This is a genomic window from Bradyrhizobium sp. SRL28 (assembly GCF_018596315.1).
Lineage (GTDB): Bacteria > Pseudomonadota > Alphaproteobacteria > Rhizobiales > Xanthobacteraceae > Bradyrhizobium.
In genome coordinates this window covers 1-1,060 of the sequence record NZ_JAHEAG010000167.1, presented here as the reverse complement: position 1 = coordinate 1,060, position 1,060 = coordinate 1, and the positions used below count along the sequence as shown (strand labels likewise).

The window sequence follows — 1,060 nt, the reverse complement described above, 5'->3', positions numbered from 1 at the left end:
TTTCATGGCGGCCGATGTGGTGAACCACATTCTCGGCGGCGGCGGCCTGTCGTCGCGGCTCTTCAAGGAAGTGCGCGAGAAGCGCGGGCTGGCCTATTCGATCCATGAAGCGCTGCTCTGGATGGATCACTCCGCGCTGTTCATCGGCAAGACCGGCACCCGCGCCGATCGCGCCTGCGAGACCGTCGATGCGGTCGAGAAGGAAATCCGCCGCATCGCCGAGGAGGGCCCGACGCAGCAGGAGCTCGACGAGGCGAAGTCCTACCTCAAGGGCTCGCAGATGCTGGCGCTCGACACCTCCTCCAAGCTGGCGCAGGCGTTGTTGCAGTATCAGCTCGACAAGCTGCCGATCGACTATATCGAGAAGCGCAACGCCATCGTCGACGCGGTGACGCTTGATGACACCAGGCGGGTCGCGAAGAAGCTCTGGGGCGACGGCCTGCTCACCGTAATCGTCGGCCGCGCCCCGCAGGCGGCCGCCCAGCCGCCAGCGGCGACCCCGAAGTCGAACTGACGCTTTCTAGGCGCACCTCCGTTGCGGCTTATCCCTGTCCCTACCCCCTCCCCCGCGAGGGGCCGCAAGGGCGGACCTGAACGGGGGTGCTCACCTCACAGCGCGTTGCAGATGACTCCGAAGTCATTGGGATCAGTAAGGGGCGCATTGGCGGACGGACTCCCTACGGGCTCCCTCCCCCTTCGCTGACGGGATCCCCGAAAGTGATTGATCGAGAGGGAGGAGCCTCGCAGCTCCGCCCACCGGGTCACCGGAGGCGGTCGCCCGCCCCCGGTTCTCACAGAACGTGGCGTGCGGATTTCCCCCACCACGCTCTTCGGCAGTTGGTTCACAGCTTTCACTGCTATCTGTTCAAGTTTCGTTTCCCCATGTGGCCGGCTTTCCCGTCCTCGGAGTGTCGGGTCGGGGGAGGCGCCCATTGAAGGGCTTGCCTCCGCCCGCCGCTCAAACGGCTCGTGCAGTTTTCCCGCAAGCCGCTTTCATGAATGGGCTTTCGTGATCTGAAGTGAAGGGATCAGTGAGACAAGGCAAGACAAGGCCAACTAG

1 protein-coding gene is annotated in these 1,060 nt (G+C 64.4%); it reads left to right on the top strand.

Going from position 1 to position 1,060, the window contains the following annotated elements; all coding sequences use genetic code 11:
* The coding region (locus tag KIP88_RS45815; protein ID WP_214494621.1) for a pitrilysin family protein at positions 1-514 on the top strand (514 nt) is incomplete at its 5' end.
* Positions 515-1,060 lie beyond the last annotated feature (546 nt).